Annotated in this window: 14 protein-coding genes and 1 pseudogene; 3 read left to right on the forward strand and 12 right to left on the reverse strand. The window is 46.0% G+C overall.

Features of this window, described 5'->3' with window-relative positions; genetic code table 11:
• Positions 1-5: 5 nt before the first annotated feature.
• The 3 genes from NDI44_RS02090 to NDI44_RS02100 all read right to left on the reverse strand — a co-directional run bounded on the left by NDI44_RS02090 (position 6) and on the right by NDI44_RS02100 (position 3,094).
• Positions 6-1,550, reverse strand: coding sequence for a GH3 auxin-responsive promoter family protein (locus NDI44_RS02090; RefSeq protein WP_190413753.1), 1,545 nt, complete (start codon positions 1,548-1,550; stop codon positions 6-8).
• A gap of 144 nt (positions 1,551-1,694) precedes the next feature.
• Complete coding sequence (locus tag NDI44_RS02095; RefSeq protein ID WP_190413385.1) at positions 1,695-2,303, reverse strand: acyl transferase; 609 nt, start codon at positions 2,301-2,303, stop codon at positions 1,695-1,697.
• Between the two features lie 59 nt (positions 2,304-2,362).
• Entirely contained in the window at positions 2,363-3,094 is a 732-nt protein-coding gene (locus NDI44_RS02100; protein ID WP_190413387.1) for a sterol desaturase family protein, read from the reverse strand.
• A 139-nt stretch (positions 3,095-3,233) separates the two neighbouring features.
• On the opposite strand from NDI44_RS02100, the gene NDI44_RS02105 reads away from it, so the two are divergent.
• The gene (locus NDI44_RS02105; protein WP_190413389.1) at positions 3,234-3,419 is read left to right on the forward strand and encodes a hypothetical protein; all 186 of its coding nucleotides are present in this window, start codon (positions 3,234-3,236) and stop codon (positions 3,417-3,419) included.
• Positions 3,420-3,452: 33 nt separating this feature from the next.
• On the opposite strand, the gene NDI44_RS02110 is transcribed toward NDI44_RS02105, so the two are convergent.
• The 7 genes and pseudogenes from NDI44_RS02110 to NDI44_RS02140 all read right to left on the reverse strand — a co-directional run.
• A complete protein-coding gene (locus NDI44_RS02110; RefSeq protein WP_190413391.1) occupies positions 3,453-4,475 on the reverse strand; it encodes a Rieske 2Fe-2S domain-containing protein in 1,023 nt (340 codons plus the stop codon).
• Positions 4,476-4,523: 48 nt separating this feature from the next.
• Positions 4,524-4,823, reverse strand: a complete 300-nt coding sequence (locus tag NDI44_RS02115; protein WP_190413393.1) for a 2Fe-2S iron-sulfur cluster-binding protein — start codon at positions 4,821-4,823, stop codon at positions 4,524-4,526.
• Between the two features lie 248 nt (positions 4,824-5,071).
• Positions 5,072-6,121: an aromatic ring-hydroxylating dioxygenase subunit alpha gene (locus tag NDI44_RS02120; protein WP_199304874.1), complete on the reverse strand. Its 1,050-nt coding sequence runs from the start codon at positions 6,119-6,121 to the stop codon at positions 5,072-5,074.
• Between the two features lie 69 nt (positions 6,122-6,190).
• The gene (locus NDI44_RS02125) at positions 6,191-7,393 is read right to left on the reverse strand and encodes a P-aminobenzoate N-oxygenase AurF (protein ID WP_199304875.1); all 1,203 of its coding nucleotides are present in this window, start codon (positions 7,391-7,393) and stop codon (positions 6,191-6,193) included.
• Between the two features lie 29 nt (positions 7,394-7,422).
• Positions 7,423-8,340, reverse strand: a complete 918-nt coding sequence (locus tag NDI44_RS02130) for a ferritin-like domain-containing protein (RefSeq protein WP_190413395.1) — start codon at positions 8,338-8,340, stop codon at positions 7,423-7,425.
• Positions 8,337-9,185, reverse strand: coding sequence for an SDR family oxidoreductase (locus NDI44_RS02135; protein WP_190413397.1), 849 nt, complete (start codon positions 9,183-9,185; stop codon positions 8,337-8,339). The genes NDI44_RS02130 and NDI44_RS02135 overlap by 4 nt, the downstream gene beginning before the upstream one ends.
• Before the next feature lie 254 nt (positions 9,186-9,439).
• Positions 9,440-10,453 (reverse strand): annotated as a pseudogene (locus tag NDI44_RS02140) (aromatic ring-hydroxylating dioxygenase subunit alpha); the annotation flags it as partial.
• Between the two features lie 453 nt (positions 10,454-10,906).
• Between NDI44_RS02140 and NDI44_RS02145 the strand changes: the two are divergent.
• Positions 10,907-12,319, forward strand: a complete 1,413-nt coding sequence (locus tag NDI44_RS02145) for a hypothetical protein (protein WP_348235256.1) — start codon at positions 10,907-10,909, stop codon at positions 12,317-12,319.
• A 155-nt stretch (positions 12,320-12,474) separates the two neighbouring features.
• Here NDI44_RS02145 and NDI44_RS02150 read toward each other — a convergent pair whose 3' ends face one another.
• Both NDI44_RS02150 and NDI44_RS02155 read right to left on the reverse strand, forming a co-directional pair.
• Positions 12,475-14,106, reverse strand: a complete 1,632-nt coding sequence (locus NDI44_RS02150; RefSeq protein WP_190413401.1) for a cyclic peptide export ABC transporter — start codon at positions 14,104-14,106, stop codon at positions 12,475-12,477.
• Positions 14,107-14,211: 105 nt separating this feature from the next.
• A complete protein-coding gene (locus NDI44_RS02155; RefSeq protein ID WP_190413762.1) occupies positions 14,212-15,924 on the reverse strand; it encodes a DUF655 domain-containing protein in 1,713 nt (570 codons plus the stop codon).
• A 332-nt stretch (positions 15,925-16,256) separates the two neighbouring features.
• Here NDI44_RS02155 and NDI44_RS02160 point away from each other — a divergent pair, with 332 nt between their 5' ends.
• The gene (locus NDI44_RS02160; protein ID WP_190413403.1) at positions 16,257-16,637 is read left to right on the forward strand and encodes a hypothetical protein; all 381 of its coding nucleotides are present in this window, start codon (positions 16,257-16,259) and stop codon (positions 16,635-16,637) included.
• Positions 16,638-16,655: the final 18 nt, after the last annotated feature.

The raw sequence follows: 16,655 nt of genomic DNA on the forward strand, positions 1-16,655 counted from the left end.
AAATGTCAGCGAAAACAACTGTTCTGAGAGGCTCTTTCTAGTTCGACGAGTAATTCTTCCTCAAGGGGTGCGATCGCTAACAGAGGATGTTTCAAGTCTCCCCATTTCTTGCCAGCTCGCATCCCATACAGGGTGAGAATTTCCGGGATTTGTTTTGATACCAGCACCCGCGCTGGAGCCAGCTGTCCTAAAAGTCGAGCTTGTCGATAGTGGTGCGATCGCATCAAAGCATCATCTAATCGTTGCGCGATCGCATCGGGTGACTCTTCGGCGGTGTCGAGCAAAAGAATATAACGATCCACCGGCTTTCTAGAAGGCACCAAGCTCTTAAAATACGTTCCTTCTAGCGCCAAATCCTCAAGGACAGAGCGCACGAATTCAGAATGCAGCTTTTCACCCACGAGATCGCTTGTCGCCTGATTTCTACCCAAAAATTCCAGACACGGCGTTCCTTGATAAAAGTGGCTGACGCGCACGCGATCGCCAATTCGGTAGCGGTATAATCCCCCTTTCTGAGAAATAATTATCTCGTAGTCAATCCCCGCCACAATCTCGTGGAGTCGGTGGATTTTCCCCTCTCCATCCTCAAACTCAAAGAACACCTGATCGAGCATCGGGACGCATCCCTTTGCCTCAATTAGGGGAATCGTCATCGGTGCTTCGGTGGCGAGGAGTCCTTTTCCCTGCACCATGACACCCGGAAACAGCGATCGCAAAAACCCTGCACCATCCGCAGCATTCGCGCTATCCCAGCAGGAAATAAGCTTCAATTCTTGCCAAAGCAGCTTCCACGGAATCTCTGGCTCCAAGAGGAGTTTAGAGCGCTTTGCTGACATTTTGTTTTTGAGTTCTTTCCACAGTCGTACTCGATGCGTCTGGATGTAGTCGAGTTGTACGCGAAGGAAACTTGGACTCCAAATCGAGATAACTTCCAGATTTTCTTCGAGTAGGAGTGCGTGGGCAAGTTTCTCCTTGAATTCCTCTGCGTTGCGAAGGCGATTCAATCCGGGAGGAGAAACCAGAAAAGGACGAAGAAATAACATTAACCATTCGTCCAGATACTCTGAATCATCCTCCAATCTGACGGGAATGCTATTTGGACTTGCCGTATCAAGCCGGGGAGAGATGCAGAAGTATATCTTACCCGTAGAAAACCCTGGGCCATGCTGAATTAGGTCATGCGCCCAAACACAGAACATCTGGTTAAAGGTAGCTCCAAGAGATTTGGTGTAAGGAATGGATTTTGCCGAGCCACTACTTCCAGAAGTCTTTTCGTAAAAGAGAATCGATTCTGGTGTCAAGATTGGCTGCCGGGTTGTTTTTTGCCGCTCGATCCACTCTTTGAGATCGTCGTAGTTAACTATCGGAATGCGATGCCAATCTGCAACCGATCGGATACCTAAAAATTTGCCATATTCACTCTTAGCAAGATTGTCTACAATTTCCTCTTGAACGGATTGCTGGGTTCTTTGGGGATTTTCTAGTGCTTGCAAGAAGCCCTTGGCGTAGGGGGAAAGAAGTTGTCCGAAAAGCTTGACAATAGGGCGCATCATATCAAATTTGTTTGGAGGATTAATTTGGAACCTCACCCCCAGCCCCTCTCCGTTGACGGAGAGGGGAGCCGGAAGTCAAGAGGGGCTTCGGGAGTCAAAAAGGGAGCCGGAGGCGGTGTGTTCGTTGTCTCAGGTTGGATATCACTTGAATTTCTTGTTGGGATAAATGTGGGTCGCAACCGGAACGTAGGTTCCTTCCTCAACTACAACTCCGGGGCCAATGTGATTCCAGGCTCCTAGGAAGACATTGCTGCCGATTTTCACTTTTTTGACATACAGCATCAAGTCCTGTTTTCTAGGTTTGATGATGTGGGGGTAGATGCCTACTCCGTGACCGAAAACTGCGCGATCGCCTACCTCAATCAGTCCGCGATCGGCAATTTCTAACTGTGGCGTCCAGTAAACGCTTTTACCAATCTTGGCTCCCCACAGTCTCAGCCATAGAGAAAAAGCACCGGGAATCAGGCGTAGCAGAGTTTCCAGCGCTGGAAACGCAATGTAGATAACTTGGATTTGGTGACTTCCCCACCAGGGTGAATACTCTTTGCTGCCTAGATAGCTGATCCCTTCCTTGACTGGGTAAAAACGCTCGTGGAGGCGATACACCAACAGGGGAAACCCGTACAGAGAAAGGAAAAGAGCCGAGATGCTGAAGATTCCTGGAAAGAAGCAGATCCCTAGAAAAGACGCGATCGCAATCAGGATAACTAAGGCGGGAAAACAGGAGAGGATTGTGCCGAGGAAAGTCATAGTGAAATTAAAAATGCTTGCATTAAAAATGAAGAACTCAATCTTTTAATTTTTAATTGCTAATTCTTCCAAGGCCACAGTAGCTTCTGAGTTAAGGTGAGGTTGATTTTGACCCCCAAAGAATCCGGCACGCGATCGCTTTTGTAATACGTTCCGTGCATCCAATCCCAAAGTTTAAAGTTCGCTCCGTAATTGCCACAAACTGAGCTGCTGGCGTGGTGCCAAGCATGATCTTGGGGTACTATCAGCAAAGGCGATAGCCAGCGATATAGCCAAGAGTTTGGTATGGGAGTTATGGCGCTGTGACGCCACAAGTCTAAAGCTGAGCTAAGACTGACACCGGCGATGTACCAAGTGGGATCTTGCAGCAGATAAATAAATAGAGCGTGAACCCATAAGTAGACGATCAAAAAGCTCGTCCACAGGGTATTTCTGGAGGTAGACAAGACATTCATTTCAGTGCTGGTATGATGAACCGCGTGGAGAGACCAGAGCCACCGACTATGGAGCAAGCGATGGTTCCAGTAGTAGATGTAATCCACAAACACGAAGCTCAGCAAGAATGCTGCGACTGGAGGCAGAGCAAGCAAGGCGCGATCGCTGGGTAGAAGATAGTGGTACAGATGGTAAACTACTGTGAGCTGAAGAATTGGGATGAGAACACCCTGAAAAAACAGACCAACAGCATCTAAAATCCAGTCCTCATAGGTTCTCATTCGCAAGGCGGTAAAACTGCGCTGATTCGCCACAGTCAGCGTCATTAAGACCGCAAAAGTAAAGAATACTCCCATCGCTAATCACTCAATTTAGGGAATGTTGCCTGATATTGAATTCGTTTGAATCTTCATTATTTAGAACCTCACCCCCAACCCCTTTCCGTTAACGGAGAGGGGTACCGGAGGCGGGGTGAGGTTCTTCGACGAATTTGAGATGACTTCCGAAAAAACGCGATCGCTCTCTTATAGTTCCCAATCCAAAATTCAAAATCGGATTGGGAGCATCTCAATTGTGAAAATTTGCACAGAACCCCCCTTATCTCCCATTAACGGAGGGAAGTACGATCTCTCCCTTCCCGTTAACGGGGTGGGTTGGGGTGGGGTTCCGGATGCCAAGTGATGTTTTTACAAGCATTGATATACTTCCACCGAATTAAACCCAGAAGGTTACTTGAACAGACTTATCCAAGAGAGTTCTAGGATCTTCTCCTGCTTCAATCTTGCTCCGAATCGATTCAACTAGGACGTGGATTGTGTCAGCTGGCGTATTGGCAAACTGGGTGCCGTACTTTTCGATTACCTCTTGCTGAATACCAAGCGCTTCCACATCCTGACGGATAATATATTGGGCAGTCCAGCGAACAAACGGACGCGCAATCTTGTTCCAAATGCCGTAGTTAAAAGTGACGTCGGTATAGACGAGAGTAGAGTCCTCCGCTTCCGGAATCGATTGGCTAGTAATAAAAAGCCTTCTTTTCGGTGCCATATCGTATTCCACGCTGGTAACGTTTGGCATATGAAAGCTATCTGTGTGCCGGATCTCGTAACCTTTCCGATTTAGAAAGCGGGTATACCAGCCGAGATTTGTCGTTTCGTTGCGGTATTCTGCGAAAACTGAGCCGTCTCGCCTCTCTACCATCATTTCCAGCTTTTGCTTGCGAGAGGTGCGAAATACCCCAGGGTGAACCGAGGCGGTGTGAGGAATATCGATAAAATTTTCCGCACAGTTGGTAACGTTGTTCCGAAAACGGTTAATAACCCGTACCGTCTCCCATCCAGGCTTTCCGTAGTAAGGCATTTGAAAAGGCTCAAACTCCTCACTCGGCTTTTGTGCCAGCCTCACATAGACGTATCCATCCTGCTCTCTAGTGTCATAATGCTGAGTGCGACGAGCATGAGTCACCTTAAAATCTTCTCCCTCTGCGGGGACAGCGACTACCTTCCCAGTTTTGTCGTAAACCCAGCCGTGGTAGGGACATTGGAGCATTCCCTGACAGACTTTTCCTTTAGAGAGACGGCTATTTCTGTGCATACAGCGATCGCGCAATGCCACTGGTTTTCCGTCATCTCCTCGAAAAACTGCCAGCCATTCCCCCAAAACCGTGCGTTCCAGCACAGTATTCGGCTTCAGATGTTCGCTGAGTGCCACAACATACCAGAAATCTTCAAATTTCACTAATCCTCCGCAATAAATTAAAAATAAGAAATAGAAGATTTTTTGGCTTCATTCTTCATCATAAAAAGCAGCAATTTCAATGTCACTGGTGAGATCCAATTGACAAGCTAACCTCACTTGGTTATTTCCTGGTGCTAGAGTTTCTAATACTTCCTTTTCATCTTTGCGAGGAAGAGGAATATTACCTCTTACAACTACAATGCAAGTCCCACAAATTCCGGTACGACACCCAAAAAGTACCGGAGAATTTTGTACTGTAAGATGCTCCGAAAGATTAGAGTGCTTTGCCAGAATTAAGGGAGAATAATCTGTTTCTGGAAAGCGGATAATACAGCATTCATCATTCATATTTAATTAAAAATTTTTAGTTAAGTATCCAGCAATAAAAATTTTTGTTAATTAGTTAAAACCCCTTCATTTGTAGGTTGTGTTAAACAAAGGGAAACCCAAGCTTGCAAATCGTTAACAACGTTGGCTTTCGAGCCTCAACCCAACCGAAACCTCTTCTCTCTTTCTCTTCCTTGGCGTCCTCTGCGTCCTTAGCGGTTCGTCCAAAAAATCATAAATCCAAATTAACTGACCTGATTGCAAATCATTTATTTTATATAATTGAAATTTTTAGACCATACAGAAACTTCAAGTTTGTTTACATAATACATATACTTAACTAATGGCGTATCAATATTCAGAATTGCATTGGGATTATAACGAATATTGTCATAAATTTGTCCATCTTCCCCTTTCAAAGCATAGTATCCCAGACGAGTGAATAAGAGTAATAGTTGCGTCACCAACCAACCAAACAATCCTGTTCTTTTCTCTGCCACATAAATCGGTTGAATACGGGTTATTCCAGGTGCAACTGGAGTATAGGCATAAATCATGTGCAGCGAAGGAAAAAGCCGAACATTCTTCATCATCGTCAAAAGTCCGATGCAGCCATCGGCATATCTCATAGAATACTCATAAGTATCGCCGAGAATTTTTCGTCCCAAGCGTTCTCTCCGAGTAGTTTTAGGAAACTCCCCTTGAAGGGTAAAATCTATCACATTGCCAGATTGATTCTGTCGCAATGATAGATTCATATTGATGTCTACTTTGTGAACAGTTTGTAAATGTTGAGCATCAATTCCATTCATCATACAAATGTGATGATGACAACTCCGCTCAAATGCTTTGTCGTGTACTGTTACAATTGATTTGCCTTTAAGTTCATCAAATTCTGCCACACCTTCTGGTGCTTTTGAATCTGGATACACCCAAATCAAACCGTATTTTTCATCAGTAGCATAAGATTGAAGGCGAGCTTTTTCAGGAATCGCCGATTGGCAGGGGATATCTTGACACTTTCCTTGTCCATCAAATGCCCAATGATGGAAAAAACAACGAATCGAATTTCCATCAACCCGCCCAATTCCTAAATCGGTTCCCAGGTGAGGACAATAGGCATCTAAAGCACGAACTTTTCCATCTTGTCCGCGAAAGACAACAATTTTTTGTCCACATATTTCCAAGGATTTTGCCTTGCCTGGATGAAGTTCTCGGCTAGGGCAAGCAATATACCAGCCTTTAGCAACAACATCCCAATTGTTAAATATTTTCATTTTCAACAGGGGTTGCGTGTTTGGATTTTGAGACTCGTTCATATGAAAAAGTAGGAAATATGCACGGTTATTTGTCAAGTCGGTAATGGGTAAAATTTTTCCTAAGCCCAATTACCAATTACCAATTGCCTTCTTTTGAGTAGCAAGGTACTGGGGAATAGAATTAGCAGCCATGATGGACATCTCCCGGTTACTTGCCCAAGCGTAGTCAACTTTTTCGAGGTAAACTTTGTAGGAATCCATCGCTTCTGTACGGGTTTTGTAGCTGAGGTGCAGCCCTTCAGATTCCTCTGTGAAGCACAATCGCATCATTTCTTTGGCTTCTGGGTCGCTCATTCCAAAAATAGGCGATCGCAATACCTCGTAAATTGCCAAATAGAGGGCGGGGTCGTACCAAAAAATCCCGTTAATTGCAACGGAAAAATGATAGTGATCTCGCTGACAGCCGCGTATCCCCAAATTAGCAACTAGCTTCTCGAAAGCGGTCGGCGGCTTGAGGCACTTCACCACGTCATGGGAGAGAATCGTAGAGCTGTTAAAGTGAAAGCTCTCATCCATGAAGTGATAAAAGGAAATTTTCGAGGGAATGGGAGCGTTTTCTGAGTTGGGATGTTTTTGATAGTAGTTGCTGAGCTTATGCTGTACCAGCTTACCGTTTAGCGTTCGCAGACCCCGAACGGTGAAGTATTGGCAAGCCAGAAAAGTATTGCCTGCTGACAGCATTCCAAAGCTTTGCAACTGGAGCTTTTTCCACCACGTCTTGAGAGCATTGGTGTCCGCAAAAATCATTGTTTCTGCAAATGGCCCGCGCATAGGATAGCTGAAGACGCGCTTGCCAAAAAGCTGTGCTTCCACCTCGCTAGAGATTTTTCGGAAGGCGCTGATATGTGCTCTTTCCTGAGCAGATTCTAAGTCGAGGGTATCGCAAACTAGGCGGAAGTCCTCCTGGGCGTAAAGTCCGGCGGCGCTAGTCTGATTAAAGTAAATCGTGGCAATTTCTGCGGAAACGATCTGCGAATAGTAAGCCACCCAATAAAGTTGGTTTAAGATTACTCTTTGGCTTACGCTCGCTTGTTCCCACAGCGGAGTTCCGTAGAGTAAGGAAAATTCTTCCGGATTCCAATACTCATTTTTGCAGTCTTCATATCGGAAAGATGCTGCGGCTTCGTCGAGCAGTTGGGTATGATCCTGCTGTTTATTGCGCGTGTGGTTGATCTGAAGCTTGCGATAGACTTTTGAGTTCTCTAGAAGGGTGTTCCCTTTGGTTTCGTTAATCTGAAGTTGCTGGTCAACCTTTGGGTCTTCTAGAAGCATGTTGTCTTTGGGTTCGTTTAGTGTTTTATTCATACGCATTTTTCTGCGGGGAAAGGCTGGAACGCCCCCCGATCCTCTAGTTCTTGAACGATAATTCCCGCCTCTTCTCCCCGCATCAGGGAACGCAGGAGATTGAGACGGATTCCGCTATGAGTCTCTGTGTCGAGTTCCTGGAAGATATTCAGCTTTTGTTGGCGGGACAAATGACCCTTCACTTGCTCAATGGCAGTGACGACGCTTTGAGGCCCTACCCGAACCATCTGCAAAAATAGGGCTAGGGTTTCGATGATGGTTGCTTGACTCGCTTGGGAGACGGATATCTGGTTGAACAGAGTGACTCCGGTGCCGTGGTGACGGCTCTCGTCTTGCAAAAATCCCTCAAGTATTGCAGCCATTTGAGGATTTACACAGTCTTTGGCGAGGCTTCTGTAATGGCTCAAACCCCAACCCTCTAGCACTACCTGAAGCACAAATAGCAGGACTGTTTTATCCTGGGTTTCCACCAAATCTGCCAGGAAGCGTAAGAAGGGGTCGTCTGTCCCCAGGAGGTCTTTTTCCGGCAAAAAGCGACTAATCTGGGCAAGGTGAGTCACTTCGTCGGAGCTGAAGAGTGCGTAGAGCATTCGCTCCTCGGTGGTTTCTGCCAGCAGCACCATTTTTGCCATGTAACCGACTCCGGCTTTTTCGATGAAATAGGCTTCTTCTAGAAGCCCGCCACTACATCGCCGCAGGATTTCTTCTTGCTCTTGTTGGCTGGAATCTTGGAAAATCTGCACCTTCTCAAGATTGAAATGAGCGGCATCCCAGTAGGAATTACTCATAAATTCTGGGGAAATCGGATCGGCACCCAGCCGACTCTTCAAGGCTGAGGAGAGTACGCGACGCAGCTTGTCGTCAAAGGAGATGTGGGGCAAATCGAAGCCTGCTGTTTTTTGGTATTGATTCATCGGCTTTGTCTCCCCATAAATAGCCGTCGATAAATCATTTTTGATAACGGTAAGCGCAACCTATCTGGCAAGATTTGTTGATAAATATGGGTAAAATTGGCATCCCAACCGACTCGACGGCGGAGTTGGCGATCGCTTCCTTCGGCAATATCAGCAACCCGTTTGGCGACCAGATGCGTATTATCCTGAGCCGTTGAGATAACTCGCTGATTCAGCCTCCGGTAGTTTTCCGTCTGAATTCGATAAGTTTGAGAGTTCCCTTCCGCCCAGCTCATATTCTTGCCATTGTTCGTCGTCTTGCTGGCTCCAGGTTCTACCAAAGCGACACGAACCCCGTGGGACTCAAGCTCGTAATAAAGACTCTCTGCTAAGCCTTCCAGAGCATACTTGCTGGCGCAATGAGCCGAGGTTAAGGGAAAGCCCGTAAAGCCGAAAGTGGAGGAGATAAAAATCAGGGTTCCCTGCGCTTCCCGAATCAACGGAAGCAACGCGCGAGTCAGGAACACGCCACCGAAGAAATTTACCTCAAATTGACGGCGGATTTGCTCCTCGCTCAAATCCTCCAAAGCGCCGTAGAACCTGTAGCCTGCATTATTTACCAAACAATCCAGCCGCCCTCTTTGGCGAACTGCTTCAACTACGGCATCTCGTTGGCTGGATTCGGTGATTTCCAGGCTGAGAATCGTCAAGCGATCGCTATATTTTTCTAGGGATTCTGCGAGGATCTCCCGTCGCTGTTGCGCGTTCCGCATCGTACCAATGACGTGCCAACCCCGCCGAAGAAACTCATCAACCATAGCCCGACCAAAGCCGGACGAACAGCCTGTAATCAATACAGAACTCATCTCGCCTCCGTGGTTAGGGAGACAGGACTGAGTGCTGAGGACTGAGGGCTGAGTGCTGAGGAGGGAGGACTGAGGAGGGAGGACTGAGGACTGAGGACTGAGGAAGAATTCTCCTTTACCTCTCGGCTTCCCTGACCTTCTGCTGCGAGAATTGGGGAGTCCTGCACCTCCTTTCCTTGCAGGGAATGGGGTTGGGGGGTTAGGACTGCCTTATCCAAATCATATTGCCGCTGCTCCTCCTCCGGCAAAGCCGCCTCCCAAGTTCCCCAAGCGATCGCTCTCTGTTTCTCGACGTGCTGGATGAACTGGATAATCGACTTATCCTCTTTCGTCGGAGTCTGAAAGTCAAACTTAATCGTTTGGAAAACTTGGGTGTCTCCTTTGGCAAAGTAATTCCCCACCATTTTCGTCAGCCAAAGCACGATTCGGTTAAACATCCAGCCGAGTACACCCGGACGCTTCTTAGTAATTAATAAAGTCTGTCCTTCAGTTTTTCCGGCTTCGGTGAGGCGAAGGGCAAACATGATGTAGAAATGGAGGAAGTCTGGCCCAAGTGTCACAGTGCCAGTGCTGCCGTACCAGTAGCACATACTATAAGTAACTTCATTTTTATATAAGGGGCGGATTAGTTTTACAAACAGAGATTCGTCCCCTCCCCGCGTGGTGTTACTGAAGGCGATCGCGTTTTCGTCTTCCTGCTTCTCAAACACAATTTTCAGTGGCAGGTTGTGAACGGTATTGAAGTGTTGGGCGTCGATAGCGTTGATCATCACCACATTGGGGTGACAGTTCTTCACGAAGCGAGACGCGATCGCTGCATCGCATTCTTCGTCTTTGAGTTCCGGAGGGCACGGTAAAGGCTGTCGTGGCGTTTCCCCCGTCCAAACCCATACCATTCCGTACTTTTCCGCCGTAGGCCAACTTTGCACCTTCGCTGGAAGCGGCTTTTCCAAACACGGAATATCGATACACTTCCCCGCTTGGTCATACTTCCAATTGTGGAAAAAACAGCGAATCCCATTGCCTTCAACTTTTCCCTCGGCAAGGTGTGCGCCCATGTGCGGGCAATATGCATCGAGAGCGATCGCTTTCCCATCCTTGCCCCGATAAATCGCCAGTTCCCTTCCCAAAAGGGTTACAGGCTTCACCTCACCCACCTTGAGATTGTGAGAGGGAATAGCCCAATACCATCCCTCAATAAAGCGATCGGGATTGTTAAAAGTTTGGGTTTTGCGAAGAGAATTAGACGCTTGCAAATTAAAATTCATCATAATTTATATACTAATAACGTTCAAAACTTCACGCCTGCGTGAATGTGCCGATCTAGAAAGCTTGACATAGGGAAGTTTCCCGCCTCCATCCAACCCTAAAATCAGTTTGGGGTTCCTATTTCTTTATTACACTAAGAATTTGCAAAGCTCTGGAATTTATGACTTAGTTTAATAAATTTTTGTTTCAATCTAATTTAATTCATTCCACATTTCATTAAGCACCATCTAAAAATTGTTCAACTTTTAGTTTGTCTTATAGTAGTCTGCGTTTAGCGTTAGAAATTTAAGACTTATTTATAGATCCCTCTTCTCTTTTTTCTCTTTCCTTCGCGCCCTTCGCGCCTTCGCGGTTCGTAAAAAAAGAAAATTCTCCAACTTCTTTAGCACTAACCTATGAAATTTCAATCATTTATAAAAAACTCTTTAGGATCGAAAAGATTAGCCCAAAGAGTGTATCAACGTGCCCAACGAGCCGTACCCGCTTACAAACAGTTTTTAGAGACACAGGGAATTAAAGCACAAGTTCCATTTAACAAGCTACCTTTGTCAGACAAAAAATCCTACGCCTTAGCTTATCCATTTGAGGAACTACTAGCGGATGATGCCGATAAAATTTATGTGATCGCTCGTTCTTCCGGATCATCCGGAAACTCATTTTATTGGCCTATTCTAAAATCAAATAGCCGTTTTGTCGGTCTTAAAACCCGGATATTTCTGGAACGAACCTTTGCTGTACACAAGAAAAAAACGCTGGCAATTGTTGGACTTAGCTTAGGAAGTTCCCTCGGAGGAGTATCGTTTTCCTGGGTGTTAAATAATATGGCAGCGAATACGCCTTATCCTTTCTGGGTATTCTGTCCAGGTATCCAGCAAGATGATATTATCGAGATGATCTGCAAGATGAACCCATTCGTAGATCAGATTATTTTATTGATTGTACCATCTGCGATCGCGCATCTTCATCTAAAGGCAAGTGAGCAAAAGCGATCGCTTCCATTAGAAAAATTAAGATACATCGTAATTGGTGAACCTTTTCCAGAAAGTATCCGCACTTCTTTGCAAAATCGGGCGAAAATAGCAGAAGATATTCCATTTATGTTTTCCATGTACGCCAGCGCCGATACTGGGGGACTGGGAACTGAATCTCTCGCTTCGATCGCTTTGCGAAAACTACTGTATTGTAACCAGAAACTTGCTAATTCGCTAGGTCTAGAATCTCCCATTCCTCACTTCTTTCATTTCATTGCTTCTGACACTTTTGTGGAACTTGTTGATGGTCACTTTTGCGTGACTCGTTGGCAAGGAATTCCGCTAGTGCGCTACATTCTCTACGACCGTGTTGCGTTATATAGTTGGAGCAAATTAAGAAAAGCAATTCTTACTTCGGACAAGCTAGATTCTCAGGATGAAGCTTTAGTTAAGATTATTGCAAAATCTAGCCCTTGGCTTCCAAATATTTTAGCAGTCACGGGTCGCTCAGATAGTTGTTTAATTCTTTTAGGGACTAATCTGACCGAATATATGTTGGATGCAGCGGTAAAATGCGAAGAACTCAACGATATTCTCACCGGACTATACCGCGCCCGAATTCTTTATGAAGAAGACCAACAATATCTAGAGTTCGATTTGGAAATTCGGCAAGGCGTTACATCCGATGAAGCAGTAAGCGAGCGCGTCTATTACTCTTTAGTAAAAACCTTAGGGCAAGTTCAACCCGAATTTCTTGATGATTGGAAGCGCGTTTTTAGCGCTTGGGACAACGTTCCGAATAAACGTATTCTCCGGCTGAATTTTTTACCTTGGCCTGATTTATCTCAGAACACAGAGAACACTATCAAACAAAGAGGAATTGTTAATCAGTAATTATAAAGGATAAAAAAATTTACCCTCATCTTTACTTACGAAAATTCTTTCAATTCTCTCATAAACGAGAAAGAAGCATATTTCCCCCTCCCCGTGAACGGGGAGGGTTGGGGTGGGGTTCCGAATTATAAGTAAGAATTCAAGAAAACATATCATTAAGGATGTAAGTTTTTATCATATTGCACCTTCCCATAATCTAACTTCACAATCCTATCGGCAACTTCAAAGTACCGGTCATCGTGACTAACAACTAAAACCGTCTTGCCTCTACTATTTAACTCTGGCAACAGTTGAGTGTAAAAAACTTCTTTGAATACAGGGTCTTGGTCTGACGCCCATTCGTCAAATATATAAATAGGACGATCTTCCAAATACGCCGTTAATAAAGCAAGACGCTTGCGCTGTCCTTGGGATAAGGCAGTAGTGGAAAGGATACCGTCTTTTACCTGCACTTTACGATCTAATTCCAGCTTTTCTAAATACTTTTGGGTTTGGTCAGTTAGCGATGGAGTGTCTAATCCTAGAAGACGGTTGAAGAGATAGAAGTCAGAGAAAACAACTGAAAACTGTTGGCGATACCACTCGCGATTTTTATCTGTAATCGCTTTACCGTCAAATTGAATTTCTCCCGATTCCGGAATATAGAGTCCAACTAGCAGCTTCACAAGAGTAGATTTGCCACTCCCATTCCCACCGACAATAAACACTAATTCTCCACGATGAAAAGTTACGTCGAGTGGCCCTAGAATGAAGCGATGTTCTTCCCGTTCCCCACGGTAAGCATGAGTCACCCCCACTAATTTTAAAGAACTCCACTCAAATTGTGAATCTAGGGTCGTTGTCAGATGCTCCTCAGTTCTCTGGGCTACCAACGATAAGCCAAGCGATTCAATCTTATCTAAAGCAACATTCGCTCTACTTAAATCGGGAAGAGTGTTTAAAATCCCCCGCAACGGAGTAATCATAAATACGATTGTTAAAGCGTAGCCGGATAGAACAGAAACAGGAATATTTCTTAGCAAAGGTAAACCAAAAATCAGCAACCCAATGGGAACGAAGAACAACAGTAGCCCCCAACTTCCAGCAAAAGCGAAAATACTCATTGCCGCAACTCGGTAATGGCGCGAAGATGCAGCGGCAGCCTGGAGTTCTTGAGAGAGAAACGCTTGGCGTCTAGAGTGGTGCAGCTTGAGTTCCTTCGTCCCCTCCGTGGTAGTCCGAAAATGCTCGTATAACCTATCTCGCACTTCGCGGGAAAGCTTGAAAGAATCCCTACCCTTCGTCACCAGTAGAGTATGACTCAAGATTCCTAACGCCATGAAACCTAGGATGAAAAAGAAAAGAGGTACAGATAGCCAGCTCAAATAGAGCAGGCACCCCACTAAAATGGCGAGATTTACAAATAGTCCAGAAACGGAAATAGAGGCACTAGAAATTACCTCAATATCTTCTGTGAGGGTCGCGAGAAGCCGGGAGGAACCAATTTCTTCTAAGTGACGCAAGGGACAAGCCAGAATGCGTTGATTTAAGAGCATTCGCAGATTGAAGATGACCTCCTCTGCTAATCGGGCAATCAGGACTTGGGACGCAGTCATGGTCACAAACAGAAGAAAGCACAAACTAACAAAGCTCCAAGCCAGGGTCGTTGTTGGTAGTTGAATATTTCTTAAGGTGAGGTTAATCAGGGCTATTAGACCCGCACTACTCCCACCACTGAGAAGACCCGTCAATGCAGCCAAAATGACTGTTACCCAAGAATTTTTGAGGAGAAGGCGGATTAGCTTCATGGAACAACACCCCAGTAGATAAAGACCAGCACTATCCTGTCAGATGCTAGTCCACTTGTCGTTAGCGTCAGCAAATTGTCTTTATCCGGAAAGAAGGAGTAGTTGCTACCAAGTCACGCGATCGCTTAATTTTTCGAGCAAGCTGGGGCCAACTCCTGGCACTTTTTCAAGGTCTTGTAATGAGGTAAAAGATTTCTGCTGACGCGCCTCAATAATGCGTTGCGCTAATTTTGGCCCGACTCCAGGCAATGCCTCGATTTCTTCTTGAGTTGCAGTATTGAGGTTGACCAGATAGGGATCGGGCTTAGGGCTAGGGACAGAGGATTGAGGAGAATTAGAGAGACTTTTCGGTGGTTGCGCCTTTTGGATCGGAAGTTTGGCTTTTGGATTGGCATCTGGAGTGGTTTGGGAGGGTTGAGAAGCTGTTGTTTGCTGGGAACATTGTTTCTGTTGTGCTTGTATTTTCTGCCCAATCCCATCAGGAACACCTAACACAGCATTCTTATAAAGGCGGTCAAATTCGCGCTCATAATGGGCAGCAACCGTCGGACTTTCAATGACTAACACCGTCTCATCATTGCCGCTATTGGCGGCTTCTGACCAGTTGTGGGAGCCAGTGATGACGTTTTTTTTATCCACCACCCCAAATTTGTGATGCAACAAATCGCCCTTTGGCAGTAATGGCACGCCAACTGTGGTAATCGGTTCTTGCCAGGGGCGGTTATCAACCTCATACTTGCATTGATTGCTTAGGGCTTGCCCCATCATGTCCAAAGCTTCACTGTAGGGGCGATAGACAAAATCGGGATCGATTAAAGCCCGTACCTGCACCCCATTTCGATGGTCGGTTTCTAGAATATTCGCTAAATGCTGATCGGAGAAGACAAACAACGCCATATCAACACTTTGGGCGGCGGTACTTAAGGTTTTGCCAATTAAGCCGTTACTGGTTTGATTCCAGGGTTGAGTGGTCGAAGTTGGAGAAAACTGGACGGTGACGGTGGTATTGACCAACTTGACTTGCTGTGGGGATCGATAGGGCTTTTTGATGCCAAATTTACTATCCGGGTTGCCTCCTGGCCCATCGCCCCACATCACGTTAAACTCTTGGGTGAAAAGGGTTGCCAACTCCGGACTATCGATTTTTAGCAAGTTATTGGCATTGCCCAAACTGCTAGGCTTGGCAAAATCACCGTGAATATCCGACGTTGTAAAGTTAGCGGAAGTCACGATAAGTTTTGCGTTATCGACAATCACAAATTTGTGATGCATCAGGCTGCTGCCTTTGGAACCGTCAGCGGTATCGTCAATTGTCGGAATACCCGCATTGCGTAACATGACCAAGGCATCTCCTTGGTTAATTTCCGCTGGACTGAGCTGATTATCGTCGTTGCGGTCTACTAATTTGAGAAATTCTTGATAGCGTTGCTGTTCTCGTTGCGGCAGTTTTGCTAACTCTGCTGAAGCGATCGCACTGAGAGGACGACTGTAGGTATTTTCTAAAATTACCCGAACTTTTACCCCAGCTTTCTTGCGATCCACTAGCGCTGTGGCAATCTTTGGTAAGCGCAACTCTTGCACCGCCACATCAACGCTGGATTTCGCAGACGCGATCGCATCGACAATCTGTTGCTCTAAATCATCTCCCTGTCGTCGTTGCTGGCGGTAAGGTTCAGTATATTCTGCTGTTTGGGCGTGGTTGAAATATACCTGGACAAAAGGATCTTGCGGCAGAGGCGTGAGACGGGAATTCTGCGACTGCACTCGCTGACACGCGCCGAGAGTTAGCGCCAGCAGTAACGTGAAACCCAGACGGATTGTCGGCGGGGAAAAAAGAAGATGCACGGGAAGTTGGATTCGCTGATAGATGCTGATAGATACAGAGGATAGGCGAACTCGCCATCCCTTTTTTACGTCATCGAAGCATAAATTTCTTTCATCACCCACACGATAACCTGACGGATTCGTGGTGTCATCACCGATTTTTCGTCAGCAAGCGAAAACGATTCTCAAAGACTTGCCCCTCTTGCATTAACATAAACTGCAAGCGGACAAAATATTCGATCTTGTCCAACCGCCCACGGCGGAGAGTTTCCACAGGATAAAAGCTTTGTGGGGGTGGGAGGCACCAAGCCACACCACTATTTTTTATGCCAACCAGAAAAAAAACGTTTTCGTGCGGTCACAAAGGTCATGGTCAAACCTGCCATCGCTGCGTTCAAGAACGCGCCACCTGGATTCAAAGAAAACAGGAAAAACAGGAGTGGGAAGAATCTTTTTCACTCGATCCGATTAATTTAAGACATCTTCCCGCTCATTTGGTAGTGAAGGCGCGTGCCATCATCGCTAGATTGGAGGGTAGCCGGAACTATATAGAATTTAGGGGCAAGCGGATGCGCCACAACCGCTTGATTATTAGTATCCCTTTGAGCCGCGACTACCGGATGATTTGCCGCGACTGCGGGACGAAGCTGGTGCCAGAAGAAGTCATGTCTCACGAAGAATATAACGTCTGCAAACCTGGTAGTTAGGTGAGAGACGCTCTAGCG

It is taken from the genome of Trichocoleus sp. DQ-A3 (assembly GCF_039961975.1).
In the GTDB taxonomy this organism is placed as follows: domain Bacteria; phylum Cyanobacteriota; class Cyanobacteriia; order Cyanobacteriales; family FACHB-T130; genus FACHB-T130.

Excerpts from the sequence above, each read along its gene's own strand:
- NDI44_RS02090 (WP_190413753.1), bottom strand. The coding sequence starts at position 1,550 with ATGCGCCCTATTGTCAAGCTTTTCGGACAACTTCTTTCCCCCTACGCC.
- NDI44_RS02095 (WP_190413385.1), bottom strand. The coding sequence starts at position 2,303 with ATGACTTTCCTCGGCACAATCCTCTCCTGTTTTCCCGCCTTAGTTATC.
- NDI44_RS02100 (WP_190413387.1), bottom strand. The coding sequence starts at position 3,094 with ATGGGAGTATTCTTTACTTTTGCGGTCTTAATGACGCTGACTGTGGCG.
- NDI44_RS02105 (WP_190413389.1), top strand. The coding sequence starts at position 3,234 with ATGACTTCCGAAAAAACGCGATCGCTCTCTTATAGTTCCCAATCCAAA.
- NDI44_RS02115 (WP_190413393.1), bottom strand. The coding sequence starts at position 4,823 with ATGAATGATGAATGCTGTATTATCCGCTTTCCAGAAACAGATTATTCT.
- NDI44_RS02120 (WP_199304874.1), bottom strand. The coding sequence starts at position 6,121 with ATGAACGAGTCTCAAAATCCAAACACGCAACCCCTGTTGAAAATGAAA.
- NDI44_RS02125 (WP_199304875.1), bottom strand. The coding sequence starts at position 7,393 with ATGCTTCTAGAAGACCCAAAGGTTGACCAGCAACTTCAGATTAACGAA.
- NDI44_RS02130 (WP_190413395.1), bottom strand. The coding sequence starts at position 8,340 with ATGAATCAATACCAAAAAACAGCAGGCTTCGATTTGCCCCACATCTCC.
- NDI44_RS02135 (WP_190413397.1), bottom strand. The coding sequence starts at position 9,185 with ATGAGTTCTGTATTGATTACAGGCTGTTCGTCCGGCTTTGGTCGGGCT.
- NDI44_RS02150 (WP_190413401.1), bottom strand. The coding sequence starts at position 14,106 with ATGAAGCTAATCCGCCTTCTCCTCAAAAATTCTTGGGTAACAGTCATT.
- NDI44_RS02160 (WP_190413403.1), top strand. The coding sequence starts at position 16,257 with ATGCCAACCAGAAAAAAAACGTTTTCGTGCGGTCACAAAGGTCATGGT.